Below are 3,724 nucleotides of genomic sequence, written 5' to 3' on the forward strand. Positions count from 1 at the left end.
CAGCATTTTGAGCGTATTGACTGCCAGCATTTTGTAATGACGTTGTGGCTTGTTGTCCGCCTTGCGATAATGAGGCTAAACGGTTGTAATAGTCGCCAAACTCAGAAGTGGCGCGATTGTATTCTTTGTCGTACTGTTGACTTGCTAAACCTTGCCCGTATTCTTGAGCCGCTTTCATTTGTGCGCCACTGTAGCCCATGCCACGCGCCGCGCTTGAACGGTCTAGGGCTTGTTGGCCTTGCTTTAGTTGAAATTGATAGGCAGGATTGTTAGTGTTGAATTGACCACCTGCTAACCCCTTGCTTGCAAGATAGGTGTCAAACGGGTTATTTAGTTGGCCTGAGCCTTTTTTCATCAAATCGCCTAAACGATTAATGCCCCACGTCCCTTGTTCAAGATAAGGCTTGTAATCGGCTTGTTGCTTTTCCCAAATCTCACGCTGCAAAGCAAGCTGTTTGTCGGCTGATTGAGCCTCTAAAGCCGATGCGCGGTCGCCTGCTTCGACTTGAGCCTTTGCGCCCTTTTTTGCTTGCTTTGCGCTGTATGCAGCACTCCCAGCAGTGGCTAAACCACCAACAACAGCAGCAGCTACCATATTATTCTCCCAGCCATTTTGTGTAATAAACCTCTACACGTTCAAAATCTAATTTCTCAAACAACCAATCAGCAGGTAATGACACTTTTGAACCAACAAACCATCTATCGACCTTGCGTCGTTTTAACTCATTTTCAACAAACTTAAAAAGTTTGTAACCCTCGCTAGTACCGCGTCGTTCAGGGTGAATATAGAAAATATCCATTGTGCAGGTAAGGCAGGTAGAATAATGCAAACCGTAAGCGATAAAGCCAATAAAATACCCGATTAGCTGTCCTTTATCCCTTGCTGTCACGAACAACACGCCGCCAGCATCTTCTCGGTCTAAATACACATCATACTGTGGCGACAATGGTACTTTATCTTGATTAAGTGCTAATTCTTGATAATGTAACGGCAAAATATCTTGCAGTTCAACAAGGTTTTCTCGGATTGTTTCAATTGCAAAAGTAATCATTTTGACACCCGAATATCAACAATTAGATGTATTCTATCGTCTGCGCTGTTGTTAATGACTTCATGTTCTAGCTGATTGTTAAACCACCAAATATCGCCAGTTAGCATATTCACCGTCTCGTCACCGCATCTAAACATAACGCCTTTGCCGCTATGCAAAACAATGTGATAACGCTCGTAATATTCAGCAGGTGCGCCACCATCAACATGAGCATCAATAACGCATCCAACAGGCAAATTAGTAATTAAGCAACGGCCTAGACGCTCACCGCGAACACGTGCCATAAGAGCAAAAATCAATTCTTGGGCTTGAGGAAGTGCAAAAAAAGCAGGGTAATTAATGGATTCGCGGTCATCAACAACCGTTTCTGTATTTGAAACATCGTTAAACCTAAGCCAAATATCATTAACTTGGCCATGTGCAGTTTCGGGATGGTCTGTTCTTAGCGTGTTTTGATTCCACAAATAAGCATTTGCCTTAAGTGCCATCATTAAAGGCACAACATCAACGCCTTGAGCGCATTTATAAAAATTATTCATTTTTGACCCCTCGCTGTCATCACGACAGTAATGCCTTAGTTTATGCTTAATTGATAGACTCTGCAATAATTGATAAACAAGCCAATATCATCGCGTTAATCAATTAAATACAAACAATAAGTCAGCAGCAGTGCCGCCAACAATATCGACTGTCAAACCAGTATTAAACTCTAAGTTATACGTTATCTCGCCGTAGTTTGTATCGGTGTTTAACGTGATGATTGGCGTACCTGTCACTGATAAAGCATCATAAACATTGCACACGCTGCCGCCTGTACTTTTGATATTGACACAAATACTTTTGATTGTGCCTTTTCCTGATTTAAGCGTTTTTGTTGATATTGTCGAAACATGGACGTGTGGAGCAACATAGAAAATTGATTGCCACATACTGTAAAGCCACGTCTTAAATGCGCGTGTATTTGTTAAATCTAAATTAGCAGGACTGGCAACTTTACTCATGTTTTGCCTACCTCCACGTCAATAAAGCCGCTAATTAGCACGGTTTTTACAGGTGCAGAGCCAAAGACTTTATAAACTCTATCGCGTGAATTACCAAGCCTTGCCCACATAACGCGGTTTTTACGCTGTCCAATAACGCCCAAACTTGCCTCGCGTGGTGTGATGTAACTATGGCCGCCATCATCGCTATATGTTAGATAAACCAACGGCTCGCTGCCATCTTCTAAGCCTACGCCAGTTTGAAAGTTAAGCACAACCTCTTTATGTTTAACGCGCTTGTAATCACTGACAATATGCGCTGTGGTGCGACTCCACGCAATAGGTAAACCACCATCTAAATGCGTCTCGTCGTCTAGCTCATACAGTACACCGCTAACAAAATCACCAACCAAGTGTTTACCAAACGCAAACGCATAACAGGACGCTCTATCGCGGCCTAGTCCGTAAGTCTCACGCACCGACCATGCTAAATCAGGGTCTTGAATTGACGCATCATAGACTAATGTTTTGTTAGCTGTCGGGAATGTCAGCACATAAAAAGAATGACCGTTTTTTTGATAAGTATATGCAAACGCATCATCAATACGTTCAAGCGAATTGATGAGATACTCTATGCCGCGATTGCTTATAATTTGTGGCGTGTATTGATTGAGTTTATAGACTAAGCCTGTGCCATGACTCGAACGACCTAAAAAGTAAACAGTGTTATCTAGTTTAGCAACAGATAAAGCAGCCGCGCAACCCACCTCCATGTCAGCCCCCTCACGACGCGACAAAGGGAATGTTGCGTCACCACTATTGAACCAAACAGTAGAAACACGCTCACCAAATAAAATCAATTCACGATGGTCTACAATAAATGATACTAAATTATCAGGGTCAGCTTCATCGCTTGCAAAGTCTAATGCGTCAAACGTAGTAAAATCATTCAGTGCTGAAATATAAAACTGCTGAGTGTTTGGTCGAATAAATACGCCATAGCCATCTAAATAATCAACCCGTGGCGAACCGTAGAAAGCGGGGTCTGTTATTTGCGTCAACGTGTCTGCTACTGTGTCGTAAACATAGGCCTTATTTTTATAACCACTATTTAAGCAAATTTGACCTGCATTGTTGGCCGCGATAGTTGTATCAAAATCTAAGTCAACTGCACCAATAGTCGTGTAACTGTAATCATTAAGCACTTTGTAAAGATAAGCACCCGCAACAACATACAAAATCCCTCTGAACTCAGACATTGCATAAATAGGTGTAGTGGGTAGTGTTAAAAATGCTGTCTTTCCATCAACACGATACAAAGTAAGTTTATTATCTTCGGACGGGTCAACCTCAAGATACATATTAACCGTTTCTTGTGTGTTTTGGTTAGGACTAAAGCCCTTGTGTTGACCGCCTAGAAAGTTAAACTTCATTAAAAGCCACCACCCATAATAAATGTTTTAGAGCCTGATTGCTTCATGTTACACGGTAAAAGCGCGTCAAACTTAGCTAACGGTATTGTGACCATTGAGCGTAAAACAATATCGCGTGATTCTTTAGCCATCGCCACTAATTCGGGCGATACACTAAAACCAAACTCAGGTGCAATCTCGATTGCAAGATTAAACTTTAATGCGCGAATCCACTCAGGCGGATATGGTAAGTCATCAGCTAAGGTCAAATCAGTAGCAG

The 3,724-nt window shown here is 42.1% G+C and carries 6 protein-coding genes; all 6 read right to left on the minus strand.

The annotated features are described in order from the left end of the window. Positions 1-595: hypothetical protein (locus Q0212_RS06130; RefSeq protein ID WP_297923616.1), on the minus strand; the 595-nt coding region annotated here is incomplete at its 3' end. 1 nt (position 596) lies between these two features. Then, entirely contained in the window at positions 597-1,052 is a 456-nt protein-coding gene (locus Q0212_RS06135) for a GNAT family N-acetyltransferase (protein ID WP_297923618.1), read from the minus strand. Beyond that, positions 1,049-1,591 (minus strand): aspartyl/asparaginyl beta-hydroxylase domain-containing protein, encoded by a 543-nt coding sequence (locus Q0212_RS06140; protein WP_297923620.1) that lies wholly within the window; start codon positions 1,589-1,591, stop codon positions 1,049-1,051. The genes Q0212_RS06135 and Q0212_RS06140 overlap by 4 nt, the downstream gene beginning before the upstream one ends. A 99-nt stretch (positions 1,592-1,690) precedes the next feature. Further along, positions 1,691-2,053: a hypothetical protein gene (locus tag Q0212_RS06145; RefSeq protein ID WP_297923622.1), complete on the minus strand. Its 363-nt coding sequence runs from the start codon at positions 2,051-2,053 to the stop codon at positions 1,691-1,693. Beyond that, positions 2,050-3,465, minus strand: a complete 1,416-nt coding sequence (locus Q0212_RS06150; protein ID WP_297923624.1) for a packaged DNA stabilization protein — start codon at positions 3,463-3,465, stop codon at positions 2,050-2,052. Before Q0212_RS06150 ends, Q0212_RS06145 begins: the two co-directional genes overlap by 4 nt. Continuing rightward, on the minus strand, positions 3,465-3,724 hold a 260-nt coding region (locus Q0212_RS06155; RefSeq protein WP_297923626.1), incomplete at its 5' end, for a packaged DNA stabilization gp4 family protein. The genes Q0212_RS06155 and Q0212_RS06150, both read right to left, overlap by 1 nt.

Source organism: uncultured Agitococcus sp. (genome assembly GCF_937920075.1).
Taxonomy (GTDB): domain Bacteria; phylum Pseudomonadota; class Gammaproteobacteria; order Pseudomonadales; family Moraxellaceae; genus Agitococcus.

Excerpts from the sequence above, each read along its gene's own strand:
- Q0212_RS06145 (WP_297923622.1), bottom strand. The coding sequence starts at position 2,053 with ATGAGTAAAGTTGCCAGTCCTGCTAATTTAGATTTAACAAATACACGC.
- Q0212_RS06150 (WP_297923624.1), bottom strand. The coding sequence starts at position 3,465 with ATGAAGTTTAACTTTCTAGGCGGTCAACACAAGGGCTTTAGTCCTAAC.
- Q0212_RS06140 (WP_297923620.1), bottom strand. The coding sequence starts at position 1,591 with ATGAATAATTTTTATAAATGCGCTCAAGGCGTTGATGTTGTGCCTTTA.
- Q0212_RS06135 (WP_297923618.1), bottom strand. The coding sequence starts at position 1,052 with ATGATTACTTTTGCAATTGAAACAATCCGAGAAAACCTTGTTGAACTG.